The following is a 16503-nucleotide window of genomic DNA, read 5'->3' as shown; positions in this document are numbered from 1 at the left end:
CCAGGTCCTCAACGGTTCATGGCGCTGTACCGCTTCAGCCGGAATAGCTGGATGGCTGAAGCGATACTGGGCCTAACCACGAAGGCGTGGCTGGCGCTGTCGACCGCTCTCAGGGTTGCCCGTTGACCTTGTGAATGTTCGGGAAATGGGCGCATTCCAGTCAACGTCGCCGTCCTCTCCGGCGCAGCCACAGCATCCAACCGGTACCGACCAGCGCGGCCGTGATCAGCCCGCCGAAAAACACGATCCAGCGCCCGATAGCGCCGAACGCCTTGCCCGAATGCAGCGGATATTGCCATGCGAAGAACAGGTCGGCGCCGCTGGTCCCATTGTCGTGCCGACGCGCGAGGATGCGGCCATCGGTCATCGCGACATAGGTCCACAGCCGCCCCTGATCATCGGGATCGCGCGCGTCGAACGTCCGCACCGCATAGGCTGCATGGTCCGCAAGGATGCGCACGCTGTGCAATTGCGCCCGGTCCTTTGTCACCGCCGCGATGGCGGTCTCGATCGGGACCGGCGTCGCGGGCGGGTCGCGATCGGGCCAATGTTCGTGCAGCCGCCCTGTCACCGGCGACACCAGCGCCACGGCATGACGACTGTCCTCGGGCCAGGCCAGGGTAACGCCGGTCAACGCCAGCACGAGGGTGACCGGCCACCACCGCATGCCCGGCGCGCGGTGCCAGTCGAACAGCCGGCGCAGACTCCCCGGCTTCCCCGCAACCGCAAAGGCCGCGCGCCAGCGGGCGAGCTTTGGGACCGCCAGCCACAACGCGATGGCATGATCGATCAGCCAGGCGAGCGATACCAGCCCGAGGAACCAGGTCATCCACGGCCCGGCGAGCAGGTCGATATGCAAGCCGTACAGGATATTCATCGCATGCCGCCGGTCGAACGACAGCGCTCCGCTCTCGCGCCAGCCAAGCGTGCGCCCGTCACGCGGATCGGCAAAGACTTCCACAGGCCGCGGGGAGCCATCAACCGGCGCACGGCCCAGCATCCAGATCGTCCCGCGTGGATGCGATGGCATCAGGATATTGCTCGCGGCAAAGCCCGGCACCGCCACCTCTGCGCGCTTCACCGCCACGTCGAGCGGTGCATGCGCTGCCATTGCGACCGGAATCGTCCGCAGATCGGGATTCAGCCAGCTATCGATCTCGTCATAGAAGGTGATCGCCGAACCGGTCACCGCGAGCAGCAGCAGCCACAATCCACCCAATATGCCGAACCAGCGGTGCCACACCCGCGCGAACGGCCGCCATCGCCGCCTTTCCTGCGTCGATGGCGGCGCGGACATCAGTAGCGGAACGAGATGCCGAGACGGATGTTGCGGCCCGGCTCGGGCAAGCCCTGGACGATCGCATAATCGGGCAGGCCGAGCTGGCTGTAGTCGCCGACGCTGGCGTGCGCGCGATATTGCTTGTCGAACAGGTTATAGACCGCCGCCTGAAGCTCGACCGTCTCGGTCCCGAACGGCCGCCAGGTGCCGTAGAGATCGACGACCGAATAGCCGGGCTTGTCGATGAACTGGGTGTCCGCGATCCAGCCGAGCTGCTGCTCGCGGAACAGCACCTCGACATTGTTCAGATCTTCATAGCGGGTGAACGTCGCGCGCAGCGACAGCGATGACGAAGGCTCATAGACCGCGCTGACCGCCCAATTGTCGCCGACCGAATTGCCCAGCGCGATCTGCTCATACCCCTCAATCATCCGGCCATTGAGACGCGAGTCATAATGGTTGAAATAGCCGTCGATCGAGAAGGGGCCCATCCTGTATCCCGCGCGTAGCTCGAAGCCCTCCGCATTGAATGTGCCGACATTCTCGTAATAGGTCGAGGATTGCGGCGCCGGGCCGCTGCCCAGTTGATCGAGCACCACGTCGCGGATGCGGGTGTGATAATAGACGACCGAGGCGAAAATGCCGTCGCGGTTATATTTCACCCCGCCTTCGATATTCTCGACCCGCTCCGGGCGCAGGGTCGGCGAGAGCGAGATGCGGCCCGGGCGCTGCTCGAGCACGAAGGCGTCGCCGATCTCCTTGCCGCGAAACGCCTCCGCATAGCCAGCATTGAGCGACAGACCCGGGGCGACGTCGAGCGTTGCACCGCCGTTGATGCTGACCCCGTCGCTGTCGATCCCGGTGCGGTAGGTGACCTGGTCGAGATCATAGGCGTCGTAGCGCGCACCGAAGCTGAGCAGCAGCGGTTCGATCACGCGCCAGCGGTCCTGGATATAGACGCCCATCAACGATCCGCGCTCTTCGAACCGGCCGATATTCGGGTCCCATGCCCAGGGCTGCCAGGCCGCTGCGTTAGCCAGATACTGGCTCATCACCCGGTCCGACCGATGCTCGGCGCCGACCGTGACATCATGCCCGCCGGTGCGGATGCGCGCGCGCGCGTCGAAGCCCCAGCTTTCGATCTCCGCACCGTACAGCCCCCAACGGTCATAGCGGTCCTGGGTGAAATCGGATCGCGTCCAGTATCCGGTCGTTTCGAGGTCGATGCCCGCCCCGGTCTTCAGCCCATAATTGGCGATGGCGGTCTTGCGCTTGCCCTCGACCGGGAACAGCCGGTCGCCGGCCAGGACCGGCCAGTTGGGACGCTGACCAAACTCGCCCTCTTCGTCGCGCTGCTCATAGCTCAGCGTGAAGCGATGCCCGCCACCGAGCTCGCCGCCGAACTTGACGAAGCCGAGCTGCTGGGTCGCGCCGGTGCCCCGCAGCGTGACGCCATTGCCGTCGCGGAAATCGTCGCGATCGACATGGACGAAGGACGCAAGCACGCCGATGTCGCCGGTCAACCGCGCATAGGCGGTGCCCGACAGCTTGTATCCGTCATTGCTGAACCAGCCGCCCTTGGCGATCGCGCCAAAGTCGCGCCCGTCGCGCAACAGGTCGGTCGGATCGACGGTCACGAAGCGGATCGCGCCCCCGATGGCGCCGAAGCCCGCCGTCGCCTCACCCGCGCCCGCCTGAACCTCCACCGTCTTTAGCAATTCGGGCTCGATGCTGACGCGGCCGACATGGTGGAACAGCGTGCCGTGCTGCGGCGCTCCGTCGATCGTCACGTTGAGCAGCGAATCCTCAAGGCCGCGCACATAGATTTTCTGCGCGATGCCGAGCGATCCGCCGACCGCCACCGAAGGCACGTTGCGAAACAGGTCGGACAGGTCGTTGGCTTGGCTTGCCTGGATATCCTTACGATCGAGCGCGACGTCGGTGAGCGCGCCCACGACGACGATGACTTCATCATCATCCTGCGACGCCACCGGGCCTGACCCCTCCTGGGCGCATGCGTGTGACGACATAGCAAAGATGGCGGTGCTGAACAGCAGCACCGCTCGCGCGGTTTGAAGCGTCATCCGAATTCCCCGATTGTTTCGCGGAGCGCTTAAAAGCTATTGCGACTTACTGTCAACAAAGTTTGGCGGGCGTACGCCCTTCGCCAATATGTTTCCGTGCCCGGGTTGGAGTACCTGTCAGGTGTCTGGCTGCCGTGCGAGAATCCGCTGGATTCGCACTTTAAGCCGGCGCCCGTAATTCTCGTGTGCGACCAGAGCTAGGCGGCGGGCTTGTCTTCGTTGCGCGCCAAGGTGGCGGCCAGCCCCCACCCCGCCAGGGCGATCCCACCGAGCCAAAGCATGAACGCCGCTGACTCGCCGAGCAGCGCACAGGCCAGGCCAGGCATGATCGTCGCGATCACCAGCAGCCAGCGGCGGCCCGAGGACATGCCGCCCGGCTCTCCCGCAGCGCGGCGCCGCTTGGGGTCGCCGACGCACAGGAGCGCGACGGGGATCGCGGCGAGGGCGACGGCCGCCAGGGCAAGATAGATGCTTGTCATGCCTGTACCATATCGAGCGTCGGCGCAGTAACGGCGCGTTCGCGCGGCAACGCCTTCCAGCAATTATGGATGAGCCAGGCGCCGGCGACTGCGAAAGCAAGGTCCAGTCCGGCGATGATCGGCTGGCCGACTGCCACCGCCTCGGCCCAGCCCGGCCCGCCGGCGGCGAACAGGCGCAGCAGCGGGAGGGTCAGCATGATCGCGCCAGTACCCGCCTTCAGCAGCCAGGTCAGGCGATCATTTTCGCGCGCGAAGATGCCTGCGAGGATGGCGGCCGCCGACGCGATTAGAAATGCCGTAGGGGTCCAGAAGACTGCGGCGTCGAACGGCATTGCGATCAAAAACGCGGCGGCCGAAGCGACGAGCCCGAACGGCAAGCCGAACCCGACAACCGTCAGCGTCCGTTCGAGCCAGGCGAGCGAGCGCGCATCCTGGCGGCGTCGGACGACCCACAGTCGCATGCCGGTATAGGTGACATAGGACATGGCAAAGCCGAGCCCGAACCAGATCGCCTTGGACAACATTCCCGCGAAATTTCCGAAATGCAGCGGGCCCATGATCCCGACCAGCGTCCCACCCGCCGATGGCCGCGTCCCGACATTCGGTTTCTCGCGCACGAACTCGGCAGTCGCGCCCTTGTAAAGCAACGCGATCGGCTCGACGTCGCCGGACCGGGGGTTGTGATAGCTGGTAACGGTCGCGTCACCTCGGCCGAAATTCTCGATCGCGAGGAAGGTCGGAGCCTCTCCGGAGCGACGGATCGCATCGGCCGTGATCCGGTCGAGATTGCCGATCGCAACCGGGCGTGGATCGGCCGGCCCGGGATTGCCGAACACTGCGTCGCTCAGCGCCTCGACGTCGCCGCTGAACGCCGCCATCGCCACCACCGGAACCCCGATTGTCCCGAAGAAGGAGAAAAAGCTGCCGGTGAACGCCAGTACGAAGGCGAAGGGCAGGCTCCAGGTGCCAGCAACGCTATGCTTGTCGCGATTGACCAGCACCGGGCTCGCGCGGCGACGCAGCGTGAAGATGTCCTTGAACAAATGGCGGTGGATCAACAGGCCGGAGATCGCCGCCACCAGCATCGCCAGACCCAGAATGCCGGTGAGCAGCAATCCCCAGGGATTGGGCACATGTAGCCGGACATGGGTGTCGACGAGGAAATGGCTGAGCGCATCGTCGTTGCGCGGACCGAAAATGTCATCGACATTCCCCACGACGGTACGCAGCAGTCGGCCCTTATTGTCGAGCTGAAAATAGTACCCGCCTTCCGTCGGCGCGCCGTCCGCGCCCGTTTCATGACGATGAAAGAAGACGCCGAGACCGTGATCGCCGATCTCGAAAAGATTTACCGCCTCATGATATTCAGTCGGCGTTTGCTCGGTCAGGCGGCGGATCGTGGCGTCGATCGGCTGCTCGAATGACGATTTGGTCGCGACATGCCCCGCCGACCAGGCGCCGATCTCGTGCGCGAAGACGGCCGCAGTGCCCGTGAGCACCACCGCATAGAGCAGCAGGCCGAGCAGGATGCCGGACCAGCCGTGCACCGCGACCATCGCCTTGGTCTCATCCTTCTTGAGATGGATCATCGGACAGCCTCCACTGTGGGCGCAGCGCCCATGAAACGCGAGGCGACCAGCCCGCCATGAACCAGAAACAATGCTGCCGCGACCAACGCCGCCCGCATCAGGCTGCGGTCAAGGCAGGCGTGAAAGAACAGGGTCGCCCAGATCAACGGCGCGAACACCAGCGGAAATGCAAGATTGTCGATCCCCGCCGCGCCGCGCGGCAACCACAGCGGCATACCTGCCAGCAACGTAAGCGTGACCAGGATGGCACCGGGCCCGGCGAGCAGAATTCGCCCCCAGCGGCGCGGGCGGCGGGCGGCATTGGTGTCGATGGCGTCACGCATGACCGGCGGATACGAAGACCGCGTCGCAATAGCAAGCGGAATGCTATTGCTAATCCTTCTCAATAATATAGGAGGCGCCGCGTCACGAATTGAGCAGAGGGTGGGCAAGATGGCCAAACTGATCGTTGCGGCGACCGTCGCGAGTGTGTTGCTGAGTCAGGCCGCGCGGGCCGAAGAGGTCGAGGCGACCGACGACACCCAAGAGATCGTCATCACCGGCACCAATGCCGGCTCCAAGACCGAGACGCCGCTGGTAGAGCTCCCCCAGCCGCTGACGATCATCTCCGACGAGCAATATCTGTCGCAGGGCGCGATCAGCATCAGCGATACGGTAAAATACGCCGCCGGCGTCCTCGCCAATCCCTATGGTCGCGACACCCGCGTCGACGGATTCAACGTGCGCGGCATCAACGCGTTGCAATTCCGCGACGGGATGCGCGACATCTTTTCCTACTATGCCAGCATCACGTCCGACCCTTACAACTTTTCGCGCGTCGAAATCGTGCGCGGCCCGGCGTCGGTGCTGTTCGGACAGGGCTCGATCGGCGGCCTCGTCAATCTTGTGTCGAAGACCCCGGAGTTCCGCACGGGCGGCGAGCTGAACCTTGTCTATGGCAGCCATGACCGAAAGGAAGCGCTTGGCGACGTCAATCTTGCGCTGACTGACAGTCTCGCAATTCGCGCGGTGGCGCGCGTCCGCGACGCCGACACCTATGTCGATCACGTCCCCGACGATCGCGTGATGTTCGCGCCGTCGATCCGCTGGCAGCCGACGCCGAACACCGACATCATCCTGACCGGCCTCTATCAGGAGGACGATACCGGATCGACCTCACAGTTCCTGCCCATAGTCGGCACGTTCAGCCCGAATCCGGCCAACCCGGATGGCCAGCTCGATCGCTATACTTTTGTCGGCAAGCCCGGCTGGGACCGCTATGCGGGGCGCTCGCTGCAGGGTGGCGGTTCGCTGACCCACCGGTTCAGCGACACTATCCGGGTCAGCCTGAAGGCGCGCTATATCGACAGCGATCTCGAATATTTCACCCACTATGCCGACAGCTACACCAATCCGACCGATCCATTCGCGGTCTATGGAACCGACGGGCGGACGATCGGCCTCTATGCCGATGCGAGCGACGCGACGATGAACGTGTTTTCGACCGACAATAATGTCGAGTTCAAGTTCAACACCGGAACCGCGATCGAACATACGCTGCTGGTCGGCCTCGACTATAGCTGGAACAAGGTCGGCAAGCGCGGCGTGTTCGGCTTCGAAACGATCGACCTGTACGATATCGATCGTGATGCGCTGCTGACCTATGATCCCAGCGGCCCGTTCACCTATGACTCCCAAAAGCAGCTGGGCGTCTATGTGCAGGATCAGATCCGGCTGTTCGACCGCGTGTCGGTCATCCTCGGCGCGCGCCGCGATCATGTGAAGAATTCGTCCGGCCAGACCGACAATGCGACCACCTTCCGCGCGGGCATCATTGGCAAGGTTGCAGCAGGCATCTCGCCCTTCTTCAGCTATACTGAAAGCTTTCTGCCGATCGCTGGCCGTCTGACCGGCCCAGGCGGCGCCCTTGGCGACAACTTCACGCCGCAGACCGGTACCCAGTTCGAGCTCGGCGCCAAATGGCAACCCAGTTCCGCGACATTGGTCACCGTCACCGGCTTCCATATCAAGGAGCGCAACCGCGTCCTCTATCTCGCCAACAACGTCACGACCCAGTCGGGCGAGCTGACGACCAAGGGGATCGAATTCGAGGCAAGCCACAGCCTGCCCGGCAATTTCGAACTGCTGCTCAACTATGGCTATAGCGAGCTGGAATCGGAGGTGAACACCGGCCTCGACTATATGCCGCGCCATACCGCGTCGGCCTGGTCGGCCAAGAGCTTCCCCGTCACGAGCGGCGCGCAGCTGCGGCTCGGTGCGGGCGTTGTCTATAGCAGCGAGAGCAAATCGACCGGGCCGGTCGACCCCTACGGCCTGAATCCCGCGATTCCCGCAGGCACGCTGTACACGGTCGTCACCCCGGCACGGACAACGGTCGATGCGCTCGCCGAGCTGAGCTGGGACAAGTGGCGCGTCGCACTCAATGCCACCAACCTTTTCGACGATCAGGGTTATGCATCCTGCCTCGCACGCGGCGACTGTTTCGTAGCCGCCCCGCGCAATGTGATGGCCACGGTCGGCTTTCGATTTTGAGATCTCGACCTGATCGCTTCCTCCCGGGAACCCGCTGGCATCAGACCCTGCCAGCGGACTCGCTATCAGCGTTCGAGATGGTTAGGCATCGGTTACCGGATGCAACTAGACAGCGACGGCTTTTAGCGCTTCCTATCTTGCGCCGGAAGGACTGTAATTGGCACGCTTTGGTGACAGGCAAACTATCCTTTCACCAACCGAACCGCTTGTGAGCCGCTTTTCGTTTGCCCCGTAGCCGGTCGCAAACTCCGAGATCTGGCTGGGCCAATGATCGATCAGCGTTGCTCGGCATTCCGATCCCTCACAGATCGGCTCAGCTCCCGATTGAACACCAGGAGGCCTGAGCCGGACGAACGCGCAGCTGCGGCTTCAGACTGATCAAGGCAACGCCCGCGACGATCATGACGGCCGCGCGTTCCAGGCCGCAGCCGGTGGCGTCAACACCATAGTCAGCGCCGCGGCTTCAATCCTATCGGTTTCATCCCCTGCCCCCTGTCTGCCAAGCTACTCGCACCCTACGCCATCGCCGTCACGGTCGAGATGGCGCGCATATCCGCGGTCTCCGATCCGGACCGGTGCCGCACACCGGCGGCGCGTGCCGCAGCGCAATTGGGGTAATAGACCTCACTGGAGGAGGAACGCCGGACCCGTGCCGCTGCGCCGCCCAGTTTCGGGCGATGACAGTGCCGAGTCCCGGCTTTGCGGTCCATGTGGCAACCATTGGCATCGGTCCCGCCCGAATGGCCGGCAAGCCCCATCAACAGGATCAACGTTGCCCCAAACACGCTCGCCCCCACTATGTCGGGTCGCGATGCTGAGCCGGACACCTGTCAGCGTCAAGGCGACTGCCAGCGATGCCACCATTTTGGACCAGATTCCTTGGCTCGCGCCCGCAGCGCGGATCCTAGTGGACCGCTCCGGCGGGTGCCTGGGTTTCAAGCTGACGGATTCGATCGATAATCCGCAGATAGACCGAATGGCCCCGCATCTCGCCCCGGGCGAGCAATTCGTCCGCGCGCTGCGCGGCGACAAACCATGCCTGATCGCCATGCTGCTTCAGCAGCAAATTGGCGCAGGCCCAGATCTCGCGGTCATCGATCACCCCGTGATCCTACACCACAAATCCGCCATGGCCAGCGCGCAGCAGCGCGGCTCGTGCCTAATGCGCGCCGGCTTGGGGAGGGCGGCGGCGCACCAGCGCCAGATTGCGGGCCAGCGCGGCATAGAAATAGTCGGTGAGTTCGGCTTCATTTTCGGGCGACAAGCGTACATCGTCGCGGCCGAGTTGCTCGGCCGCTATCTGGCTCAGCGCTTCGAGCGTCGCGACGAAGGTCAGCCACTCCATCCGGCTATTGCGGCAGCGGGGCGTCGGCGCGGTCGCAATCGCTTCGCGCAAGGCAGCGCTCAGCGCGTCCCGGGCGCAAGCGAAATGTTCATCGGCTTCCGCGAACATAGTACCTCCAGGGATGATGCGCGCCCATTCCGGTCCGAACATTACACGGTGCGCATTGCACATCGCGGTCGCGTGACGCAGGTAGTTGTCTAACGCAGGGACTGGACCCTTGACCCAAACACATCCTCAACCCGATGTCATCTCGCTGCTGAAAGCAGCGCTCGAAGCGGCGGACCAAGCGGGGCTCGGCCTCGTGGCCTGCCATATCGATCTGGCGCTCGCGCTGGCGCAAGAGACGCTGATCGCGGGTCAACCGGTTCGCGCGCCCGTAACCTCCCTGATGTAGCGCTCCATCGCAATCTCGACATGCGCGGTGAGTTGGACATAGGTGCGACGACCATCGTGGGGATCATCGCGACGTTCGATCATCCCGTCCTGCTCCATCAGCTTGAGCCAGCGCAGCGCGGTGGTCGCCGGCACCTCGGCGGCGATGGTCGCGCTCGAAATCGAGACGAGCCGCCCTTCGCGTCCGGCGACGAACAGGTCGAGCATGATGTCCCACATCGGCTCGCCGAACCCGTCGCGAAAGGCGTCGAAATGGCGACTGCGTCGACGACGTGAGCGGTACATGGCCCGCGCCGCCTCGGCGAGCGGATCGTCGTCCGCGCTGTACGTCGTGGGGACCTGCACCACGCTGCGGGCATTTGATCGCAGCAGATCGATCACCGCCTCGAGCTGGATGAGTGCCTGTTCGGTCTGCCCGCTCTCGACGGGATCGGCCATGGGAAGATCGGTCATTGGAATGCTCCCGCCGCGCGCAGGCTGGTACAGGTGCCGCCAGCGACAATGAGATGATCGTGAAGAGCGATGCCGAGCGCCGCGCCCGCGCTGGCGACGGCCCTAGTAAAGCGGATATCGGACGGGCTCGCGCGCGAGTCCCCACCGGGATGATTGTGGACCAGGATTACCCCGACCGCCTGGAACTCGAAGGCGCGCTTGAGAATGGTCCGCGGCGCGACCTGAACGCTCGTGGGAGAGCCTTGTGTGAACTCCTCGGTGCCGAGCAGCCGGTTGCCCGCGTCGAGGTACAGGACCCGCAATCGCTCGGTGCGCGCGTCGCCCATGGTGGCCACGAGATAGTCGCGCAGCTCCGCCCCGCTGGCATTGATCGCCCGCTCGGCCGCCCGATCGCGCAAGCTATGCTCGAGCAGCGCACGGTGCGCGAGGATCAGTTCGGCCGCTTCCACCGACGACGCACGGGCGATGGCGGCAGACGTGGCATCGACAACGCCGCCGAGCGACCCGAATCGTCGGATCAGCTCGCCTGACCAGGCGCGTGCGGGCACGCCTAGCGGGGCGAGAAGTCGCTCCAGGATCTGCGATTCACGCCCCGCACGATCAGCGATCGATGAAAGCGCGTCGCGAAGATCAGCAGCGCCAGCATCCCGTAGGACCACATCGCGCTCATCGCGCCATAGGCGACCGGGTGGATGGCCACCTCCATTGCCCGCATCGCGTGCGCGCCGAGCGCTAGGGTCTCGAAGGAGGCGAGCCATATCGGCCAGTACCTGCTTGCCCGTAACGCCACCGCGACAAAGGCGGCGAACCTGACGAGATCGACGATGAGATGAGTTGGATCGACAGCGTGGAAGCGCGGCTCGAGCACGAGGTGAAGCAACGGATCGGCGACGACGCTCGCGAGAATGACGATCCCCACGATCCGCTCGGGCGCACCGCCGCACCGGATCGCATAGGTGCAGCTTGCGACCGCGAACCCGGCATAGAAGGCGCTTCGAGCGACAGCTGCATAGACAAAGGTTGCGCCATGGACTGCGATCCTGTCGGCGGTGCTCAGATAGAAGAGCAGCGCGGCCAGCAGAAAGGTGACGATCCCGAGCAGAAGGGCGATTCGCATCCGCTCACTCGCCCGAAATCGTCACCGCGGGTCAAGCGTCAGCCGACCGCCACGAGCGGGTTGCGGCGGTGGCGGGTCGTTCGTTCCGCCGCAGCGCGGACCCCATTTTCGGTCAGCGGATGGAGGTCATCGCTGGCAAGCGTGCGATATTGTTCTGCCAGCTTGCCATGGGCACGAAGCACACTCGATTTCGACGCGATGGTCTGCCCGAGCGCCTGATGCAGCAGCAGAACCGTCGGATGCGCCGCAGCCGGCATCATCCCGGTCTCGCGGCGCCGTGCGACCGCGCCGGCCATGAGGTTGGAGAGCGCCACCACGGCATCCTCCATGGCCTCTTCGGCGGCGAGAACGAGCGGCGAGACCTCGGCGGCAATGGCGTGAATATGTTCGGACATGCGATACTCCCCCGCGGCGCGCGGGGCACCGCTGTTAGTTGCCGGACTGGCGATAAGCCGGGAGATTCCGGTCGACCCATTGGCTTGCGGCCTGGCCCATCGCAAGAAGCGTGAACACGATCGCAAGCGTGCCGAAGGCGAGAAGCGGAATCATCCAGATCCGCGCCATCGGCTTGAGGTCGTCGGGATCGCCCCAGCGCCAGTGCCGGACGTCGGACGGGAACCTTGTGGGCGGCTCATAGAGCGCGACAGCCTCTGCCAGACCATCCCCGCCGGTGTCCCATCCCTCGTTCGGCGGGTCGATGATTGATCGGCTTACCGGGGCAGCGGCAAGGGGCTGCAGTTCATATATGATCCGTTCGTATGGGCCCGGAATGTGCTGCATCGCCCAGCGGGCCGCATCGATCCGGGTCGCTACGCCCAGCTGCTGCATTGCCCGCTCGATCTGCGCGTCGATGGCAAAGCGGGTCACGCCGCGCAGCCGCGCGATCTCCTTCGAGGTCAGGTGGCAATAAGCGAGGCGCAAGGTCGTCGCCTGCTTCTGGGTGAGCACTGCCCTCGGGGCTCCCGCCATTTCACCCTTCATATCATGTGCCTAGTTTAACGCCTCACGATAACGGAAGTTGAGCCGCAGAGCCAAGATGTATCCCATGTCGACCTGACCCATCCGCTCACCCGGATTCGGGAGGTGGCCGGCGCGCGCCTCGTCGCATCATCAGGCGATAGCCACCGCGCGATAGCCTTTTTGCCTCCGCGACGAGCCGCCTGACACGCGAGCGCAGCGAATCCGAACGCCCTTCCCAATCGGTCGCGACGCGCTCGGCCCCATAAAGCGCTTCGGCGATTTCGCGGTGGCTCGCTCCGTCGACAAGGCCGTCCCCCACCTGCAAGGCCGTCAGCCAGCGCGCGATCCGCGGGTCTGCCGGATAAAGGGCGCGCGCGAAGCGGCGATGAAGCGCGAAATCGACCAGTCGCCTTAGCGGAAGCAATTTGGGCAGTGCCGATCCGCCCGCGGCGATCCCGCAGCGCAGGACAACGGGGCCCTTCGACAAGGTACCGAGCATGATGTCGAAGCGAATACGATGCCAGCCATCGCTGATCACCGCATGTTCGTGGCCATGCGCATCGACCGCCAGCGTCAGCCAGCCCCCGAGTGCGGCCGGATCGATCGCATCTGGGTCGCGCGGCGACGCCGCGAGCGCCTCGACCGCGAGCGTGCCCGGATCGAGCCCTGCATGCCAGATCAGCCGCGCGTCCGGCGCGGCCAGATCAGGGTCTTCGGCGAAAGTGCAGCCCCCAGGTCGCGGCATCGCAGTTTCCGTCATCGCCGCTGCCCCGCGTCACCGCGCTCGCCCGCGCGTACCAGGCGATATAGTCGGGATCGCGGCGCAGCCATTCCCACATCAGGCCTGCCCGATCGATCCCGAGCAGCCGTCGATAGCGCCTGCAATCGCGCCAGTCGCCTGCTGCGCTCGCCGAACGCCTCACCTGCCGCGTCCAGGCCGGGCAGGTCGCGTCCCAACTGCATCCGAAATGGATTTGATCGCGCAAGCCAAATCCATAACGTTTCCCGTCTTTTCAACCACGTCGTACCGCCGGAGCGAGAACCGGCGCGCGCGACGCACGGTCGAGGGAAGGACGGTTCCGGGGCATGCGGCGGCATGAGAGGCCGCCCGGGATCGACGCGCCGCATGGGGTTTGTAAGAGCGTTTGAAGAGTTCATCGATTGTGTGTCGACAGCATCGAGCCCCACCGAGCTCGGCGAAGCGCTGGGCGACATGACCCGGCGGCTGGGCTGCGACTATTTTGCGCTGTCGCACCATGCCGATCCGGGCGCATCCCCCGCGACGACGATCCGGTTGCACAATTATCCCGAGCGATGGGTCGAGTATTTCGATCGCCACGGACTGGCGGCCTGCGATCCGATCCACCGGGCGAGCCAGCAGACTGCGATGGGCTTTGCCTGGCGATGCGTGCCGCACATGATTCCGCTGACGGCGAGCGACCATCATATACTGGCGCGTGCTGCCGATCACGGGATTGGTGATGGCTTTACCATGCCCGCGCATATTCCAGGCGAGATCAGCGGCTCCTGCTCGTTCGCGACCAGCCATGGCCACGAATGGCCGGTGCAGCATTTGTACCTCGCCCAGCTCGCGGGTGCGGTCGCGTTCGAAGGGGCGCGACGCGTCTGGCAGGTCCGACCCCCACCCATGCGGAGGGCATGCCTGACCGACCGCCAGCGCGATTGCCTCATCTGGGCGGCGCGCGGAAAGGGCGATTGGGAAGCCGGCGTCATCCTCGGCATCAGTGAAGAAACCGTAGCGCAGCATATCAGTGCTGCGTGCAGGCGATATGGCGTGCGGAAGAGAACATCGCTCATCATCCTCGCGCTGTTCGACGGGACCATCAGCTTCGCCGATATCGCAAGGCGCTGATATCCCTCTTTTCCGGGATAGCGGGCAGCCGGTCGTGCCGTGACTTTCATGCAACCTTGCATGGGAGGTTCGCGATGCTTCATCTGATCGAAAGCCCGCGCACGCATCTGGAAGATGCGGTGCTGCGCAACATGTTCGCCGCGCGCAAACACGTCTTCGTGGATCTGCTCGGCTGGGACGTTCCGGTGCTTGCCGGGGCCTATGAAGTCGATCAGTTCGATACGCCTGACGCCATCTACCTCGTAGTCACCGATGCCGCCGGCAATCACCGGGCATCGGCCAGGTTGCTTGCGACCACCCGGCCTCATATCCTCGACACGATGTTCGCGAGCCTGTGCGCGGGACCCGTCCCGCGCGGTCAGACGATCTTCGAGATCACCCGCTTCTGTCTCGATCGCGCCCTTGCCGCGCGCGAGCGCCGCAGCGCTCGCAACGAACTCGTCAGCGCACTGGTGTGGTATGGGCTGCGCGCGGGCATCACCCGCTATACCGGGGTCGCCGCACCGGACTGGATCGCGCAGGTCATGAACTTTGGCTGGCGCGTGCAACTGCTCGGCCTCCGGCGCGATGTAGCGGGATCGCCGCTCGGGGCGATCGCGATCGATATCGACGCGGCCACGCCCGGGCTTCTGGAACGCGCCGGGATCTTCGGCACGCTGAGCCTTGCCGGGGAGGTCGCCGATGTCGCCTGACGCACAAACCTCCACGCTTCGCGGACAAGGCTTTTGCATCCTGCGCGGCATGCTCCCGCAGGCGGAGATTACTGCGCTCGATCGCGCACTTGCCCCGGTCTTCGATGAAACCCCCTTTTGCGAGGGCGGCTTTTATGGCGCGCGCACCAAGCGCTTTGGCCGTCTTCTCGCCCGGGCACCGCAAACCGACCAGCTAGTGCGCCACCCCGACATTCTCGCGCTGGCCGAACAGACGCTCTCGCCCTGGTGCGAGACGCTCCAGCTTAACCTCACCCAGGCGATCGCGATTCATCCCGGCGCGCTCGCGCAATTCCCGCACCGCGATCAGGATATGTGGCGCGGGACCACGGGTGAGATCGAATATCTCGTCAACGTCATGTGGCCATTGACCGACTATCGCTCCGACAATGGCGCGACATTGATCTGGCCCGACAGCCATGGTGCCGCCGCAAACGAGGATGCGCCCGAAGCCGCGCCGGTGATTGCCGAGATGGAACCGGGTGATGCGCTCGTCTTCCTTGGGTCTACGCTGCATGGCGCGGGCGGCAACGCGAGCGGCGAGGTCCGTCGCGGGCTCATCGTCAGTTACTGCCTGGGATGGCTCAAGCCGTATGAGAACCAATGGCTGGCCTATCCGCCAGCTGTCGCACGCCACTTTCCCCGCCCGCTCGCCGAGCTGGTCGGCTACCGCCAGCACCGACCCAATCTGGGCAATTTCGAAGGGCGCTGCCCCTCGGTGCTGCTCGAAGGAGGGGACGACATAGCGCTCGGCGCGATCGACGCGTTGCGCCCTGACCAGAAGGAGGCGGTCGATGCCTATGTCGCCGCGCAACGGCGGGACGGTTGAATTCGGGCGTCACTAGCGAGCGCGTCTACGACGCGCTCAAGCGCCGCCTGCTCTCGGGCGCGCACCTTCCGGGCGAGCGGCTCGAGCCCGCGCGCTTCGCCGAAGAACTGGCAAGCAGCGTGACGCCGGTGCGCGACGCGCTCAACCGCCTGGTCGGGGAACGACTCGTCGAAACGCGTGCGAGCGACGGGTTCCACCTGCCCGTCGTGACCGAAGCGCATCTGCGCGACCTCTATGGCTGGAATGCAGCGCTGATCGCGCTGGCGGTCCATGGCTGGACCGACATCGGGCCCGCGCGACGCGCCGACGCGCTTGCGGCAGATGCCCCGCGCGCCGCGGCAATGCTGTTCGCGCTGGTCGGCCTGCGCTCATCCAACCCAGAGCATGGCGCTCAAATCGCCGCGTGCAACGACCGCCTCGCCGCGATCAGGGTCGCCGAGAGTCACGCGCTGCGCAACGCCGAGGCGGAACTTCGCGCGATGGCGATGGCTTTCGATCATGAACCGCAGGCGGCGCTGCTCAAGCTTACCCGCGCCTATCACCGGCGCCGGATCGCCGCCGCTCCGGACATCGTGCGGGCCCGCTACGCCGCGAGTGTCTACAATCGGTCTACAGACGATTTATAAAGTTCGGATAGTCCAGCGCGGAACCTAGCATTCCTCTTGCCGCAACCCCGCGGCAGCAACATGAGGACTGCATCATGGAACGCGAAAACGACGTGATCGAGCTCGGCACTGCCAGCATCGAAACCAAGGGACCGCGCGGGCCCGAGCCCGATATCGGTCTGGGCCAGGTCTTCGCCGGGCTGACCGACGACTGACCGGTTCCGGGGATGCGCGGGCTAGCCTCCGCGCATCCTC

At 64.9% G+C, this 16503-nt stretch carries 21 protein-coding genes and 1 pseudogene; 6 read left to right on the top strand and 16 right to left on the bottom strand.

Features of this window, described 5'->3' with window-relative positions; genetic code table 11:
- Positions 1 to 160: 160 nt before the first annotated feature.
- The 5 genes from FPZ54_RS03470 to FPZ54_RS03450 all read right to left on the bottom strand — a co-directional run bounded on the left by FPZ54_RS03470 (position 161) and on the right by FPZ54_RS03450 (position 5754).
- Positions 161 to 1297, bottom strand: coding sequence for a PepSY-associated TM helix domain-containing protein (locus FPZ54_RS03470; protein WP_145845013.1), 1137 nt, complete (start codon positions 1295 to 1297; stop codon positions 161 to 163).
- Positions 1297 to 3363, bottom strand: coding sequence for a TonB-dependent receptor domain-containing protein (locus FPZ54_RS03465; RefSeq protein ID WP_145845011.1), 2067 nt, complete (start codon positions 3361 to 3363; stop codon positions 1297 to 1299). Before FPZ54_RS03465 ends, FPZ54_RS03470 begins: the two co-directional genes overlap by 1 nt.
- A gap of 197 nt (positions 3364 to 3560) precedes the next feature.
- Positions 3561 to 3842, bottom strand: coding sequence for a hypothetical protein (locus FPZ54_RS03460; protein WP_145845009.1), 282 nt, complete (start codon positions 3840 to 3842; stop codon positions 3561 to 3563).
- Positions 3839 to 5431 carry a PepSY-associated TM helix domain-containing protein gene (locus FPZ54_RS03455; RefSeq protein WP_145845008.1) on the bottom strand — a complete coding sequence of 531 codons (1593 nt, stop codon included), beginning with the start codon at positions 5429 to 5431 and terminating at the stop codon, positions 3839 to 3841. The genes FPZ54_RS03460 and FPZ54_RS03455 overlap by 4 nt, the downstream gene beginning before the upstream one ends.
- Positions 5428 to 5754, bottom strand: coding sequence for a hypothetical protein (locus tag FPZ54_RS03450; RefSeq protein WP_145845005.1), 327 nt, complete (start codon positions 5752 to 5754; stop codon positions 5428 to 5430). Before FPZ54_RS03450 ends, FPZ54_RS03455 begins: the two co-directional genes overlap by 4 nt.
- A gap of 109 nt (positions 5755 to 5863) precedes the next feature.
- Here FPZ54_RS03450 and FPZ54_RS03445 point away from each other — a divergent pair, with 109 nt between their 5' ends.
- Entirely contained in the window at positions 5864 to 7963 is a 2100-nt protein-coding gene (locus FPZ54_RS03445; RefSeq protein WP_145845003.1) for a TonB-dependent siderophore receptor, read from the top strand.
- A gap of 504 nt (positions 7964 to 8467) precedes the next feature.
- On the opposite strand, the gene FPZ54_RS20100 is transcribed toward FPZ54_RS03445, so the two are convergent.
- The 11 genes and pseudogenes from FPZ54_RS20100 to FPZ54_RS03400 all read right to left on the bottom strand — a co-directional run bounded on the left by FPZ54_RS20100 (position 8468) and on the right by FPZ54_RS03400 (position 13217).
- Positions 8468 to 8572: an excalibur calcium-binding domain-containing protein gene (locus tag FPZ54_RS20100; RefSeq protein WP_239019697.1), complete on the bottom strand. Its 105-nt coding sequence runs from the start codon at positions 8570 to 8572 to the stop codon at positions 8468 to 8470.
- A 98-nt stretch (positions 8573 to 8670) separates the two neighbouring features.
- Positions 8671 to 8721: pseudogene (locus FPZ54_RS20095) on the bottom strand (hypothetical protein); the annotation flags it as partial.
- Between the two features lie 146 nt (positions 8722 to 8867).
- Positions 8868 to 9065, bottom strand: coding sequence for a DUF6961 family protein (locus FPZ54_RS03435; protein ID WP_145844999.1), 198 nt, complete (start codon positions 9063 to 9065; stop codon positions 8868 to 8870).
- Between the two features lie 57 nt (positions 9066 to 9122).
- Positions 9123 to 9359: a hypothetical protein gene (locus FPZ54_RS03430; protein WP_145844997.1), complete on the bottom strand. Its 237-nt coding sequence runs from the start codon at positions 9357 to 9359 to the stop codon at positions 9123 to 9125.
- A 306-nt stretch (positions 9360 to 9665) separates the two neighbouring features.
- Positions 9666 to 10154, bottom strand: a complete 489-nt coding sequence (locus FPZ54_RS03425) for a helix-turn-helix domain-containing protein (RefSeq protein ID WP_145844996.1) — start codon at positions 10152 to 10154, stop codon at positions 9666 to 9668.
- Positions 10151 to 10702, bottom strand: a complete 552-nt coding sequence (locus FPZ54_RS03420; RefSeq protein ID WP_186456902.1) for a JAB domain-containing protein — start codon at positions 10700 to 10702, stop codon at positions 10151 to 10153. Before FPZ54_RS03420 ends, FPZ54_RS03425 begins: the two co-directional genes overlap by 4 nt.
- Before the next feature lie 2 nt (positions 10703 to 10704).
- Positions 10705 to 11271, bottom strand: a complete 567-nt coding sequence (locus FPZ54_RS19725; protein WP_186456901.1) for a hypothetical protein — start codon at positions 11269 to 11271, stop codon at positions 10705 to 10707.
- Positions 11272 to 11309: 38 nt separating this feature from the next.
- On the bottom strand, positions 11310 to 11666 hold the full coding sequence (locus FPZ54_RS03415) for a hypothetical protein (RefSeq protein WP_145844992.1): 357 nt from the start codon (positions 11664 to 11666) through the stop codon (positions 11310 to 11312).
- 34 nt (positions 11667 to 11700) lie between these two features.
- On the bottom strand, positions 11701 to 12240 hold the full coding sequence (locus FPZ54_RS03410; RefSeq protein ID WP_186456900.1) for a helix-turn-helix domain-containing protein: 540 nt from the start codon (positions 12238 to 12240) through the stop codon (positions 11701 to 11703).
- A gap of 97 nt (positions 12241 to 12337) precedes the next feature.
- Entirely contained in the window at positions 12338 to 12976 is a 639-nt protein-coding gene (locus FPZ54_RS03405; protein WP_186456899.1) for a DUF2285 domain-containing protein, read from the bottom strand.
- Positions 12936 to 13217, bottom strand: a complete 282-nt coding sequence (locus FPZ54_RS03400; protein ID WP_145844986.1) for a transcriptional regulator domain-containing protein — start codon at positions 13215 to 13217, stop codon at positions 12936 to 12938. Before FPZ54_RS03400 ends, FPZ54_RS03405 begins: the two co-directional genes overlap by 41 nt.
- Before the next feature lie 179 nt (positions 13218 to 13396).
- Here FPZ54_RS03400 and FPZ54_RS03395 point away from each other — a divergent pair, with 179 nt between their 5' ends.
- The 5 genes from FPZ54_RS03395 (at position 13397) to FPZ54_RS03375 (ending at position 16463) form a co-directional block, all read left to right on the top strand.
- The gene (locus FPZ54_RS03395; RefSeq protein ID WP_239019696.1) at positions 13397 to 14104 is read left to right on the top strand and encodes a helix-turn-helix transcriptional regulator; all 708 of its coding nucleotides are present in this window, start codon (positions 13397 to 13399) and stop codon (positions 14102 to 14104) included.
- 74 nt (positions 14105 to 14178) lie between these two features.
- Positions 14179 to 14796 (top strand): acyl-homoserine-lactone synthase, encoded by a 618-nt coding sequence (locus tag FPZ54_RS03390; RefSeq protein WP_145844982.1) that lies wholly within the window; start codon positions 14179 to 14181, stop codon positions 14794 to 14796.
- Positions 14786 to 15643: a phytanoyl-CoA dioxygenase family protein gene (locus FPZ54_RS03385; RefSeq protein WP_145844981.1), complete on the top strand. Its 858-nt coding sequence runs from the start codon at positions 14786 to 14788 to the stop codon at positions 15641 to 15643. Before FPZ54_RS03390 ends, FPZ54_RS03385 begins: the two co-directional genes overlap by 11 nt.
- Entirely contained in the window at positions 15640 to 16269 is a 630-nt protein-coding gene (locus FPZ54_RS03380) for a GntR family transcriptional regulator (RefSeq protein WP_145844979.1), read from the top strand. The genes FPZ54_RS03385 and FPZ54_RS03380 overlap by 4 nt, the downstream gene beginning before the upstream one ends.
- A 74-nt stretch (positions 16270 to 16343) precedes the next feature.
- On the top strand, positions 16344 to 16463 hold the full coding sequence (locus tag FPZ54_RS03375; protein WP_145844977.1) for a benenodin family lasso peptide: 120 nt from the start codon (positions 16344 to 16346) through the stop codon (positions 16461 to 16463).
- Positions 16464 to 16503 lie beyond the last annotated feature (40 nt).

This window comes from Sphingomonas suaedae (assembly GCF_007833215.1).
Lineage (GTDB): Bacteria > Pseudomonadota > Alphaproteobacteria > Sphingomonadales > Sphingomonadaceae > Sphingomonas > Sphingomonas suaedae.
The sequence above is the reverse complement of the archived record's forward strand: the minus strand, read 5'-3'. Positions and strand labels throughout refer to the sequence as shown.

Coding starts and splice junctions, on each gene's coding strand:
- FPZ54_RS03445 (WP_145845003.1), top strand. CDS start 5,864: ATGGCCAAACTGATCGTTGCGGCGACCGTCGCGAGTGTGTTGCTGAGT.
- FPZ54_RS03455 (WP_145845008.1), bottom strand. CDS start 5,431: ATGATCCATCTCAAGAAGGATGAGACCAAGGCGATGGTCGCGGTGCAC.
- FPZ54_RS03465 (WP_145845011.1), bottom strand. CDS start 3,363: ATGACGCTTCAAACCGCGCGAGCGGTGCTGCTGTTCAGCACCGCCATC.
- FPZ54_RS03385 (WP_145844981.1), top strand. CDS start 14,786: ATGTCGCCTGACGCACAAACCTCCACGCTTCGCGGACAAGGCTTTTGC.
- FPZ54_RS03460 (WP_145845009.1), bottom strand. CDS start 3,842: ATGACAAGCATCTATCTTGCCCTGGCGGCCGTCGCCCTCGCCGCGATC.
- FPZ54_RS03470 (WP_145845013.1), bottom strand. CDS start 1,297: ATGTCCGCGCCGCCATCGACGCAGGAAAGGCGGCGATGGCGGCCGTTC.
- FPZ54_RS03405 (WP_186456899.1), bottom strand. CDS start 12,976: ATGCCGCGACCTGGGGGCTGCACTTTCGCCGAAGACCCTGATCTGGCC.
- FPZ54_RS03410 (WP_186456900.1), bottom strand. CDS start 12,240: ATGGCGGGAGCCCCGAGGGCAGTGCTCACCCAGAAGCAGGCGACGACC.
- FPZ54_RS03450 (WP_145845005.1), bottom strand. CDS start 5,754: ATGCGTGACGCCATCGACACCAATGCCGCCCGCCGCCCGCGCCGCTGG.
- FPZ54_RS03375 (WP_145844977.1), top strand. CDS start 16,344: ATGGAACGCGAAAACGACGTGATCGAGCTCGGCACTGCCAGCATCGAA.
- FPZ54_RS19725 (WP_186456901.1), bottom strand. CDS start 11,271: ATGCGAATCGCCCTTCTGCTCGGGATCGTCACCTTTCTGCTGGCCGCG.
- FPZ54_RS03415 (WP_145844992.1), bottom strand. CDS start 11,666: ATGTCCGAACATATTCACGCCATTGCCGCCGAGGTCTCGCCGCTCGTT.
- FPZ54_RS03390 (WP_145844982.1), top strand. CDS start 14,179: ATGCTTCATCTGATCGAAAGCCCGCGCACGCATCTGGAAGATGCGGTG.
- FPZ54_RS03425 (WP_145844996.1), bottom strand. CDS start 10,154: ATGACCGATCTTCCCATGGCCGATCCCGTCGAGAGCGGGCAGACCGAA.